The 337-nt window shown below is 35.6% G+C and carries 1 pseudogene; it reads right to left on the bottom strand.

Going from position 1 to position 337, the window contains the following annotated elements:
- A pseudogene (locus JZY04_RS21135) lies at window positions 1-336 on the bottom strand (hypothetical protein); the annotation flags it as partial.
- Between the last annotated feature and the right edge of the window lies 1 nt (window position 337).

Raw genomic sequence — 337 nt, 5'->3', positions numbered from 1 at the left:
ACAAACAGGATAATCAAAACGATTTTGTTTTAACACAGACCTCATCTCGCGAACATTAGCAGGATGAAGAAAAAAAAGAACCGGTATTTGATAGCCTACTATAGAATCCGCATATTTCATAAAATCCTTCCATTTAGGCAATTGCAATTTACAACTGGAACAACCCAACGAATCGACATAGGTCACAATCTTATAATCCGAAGCAGGGATTTTAAAATCGACAGGAGTTTTTCCATATAACGTAAAACTAAGATTTATCGGAAATAGTACCTCCTTCCCATTCCAATTTTTAACAAGTTCTTCAAGTTTTTCCTTCTCGGTCTGCTGACATGAGATT

It is taken from the genome of Bacteroides sp. 11BF (assembly GCF_019633765.1).
Lineage (GTDB): Bacteria > Bacteroidota > Bacteroidia > Bacteroidales > Bacteroidaceae > Bacteroides > Bacteroides hominis.
This window is presented reverse-complemented; position numbering and strand designations above follow the sequence as displayed.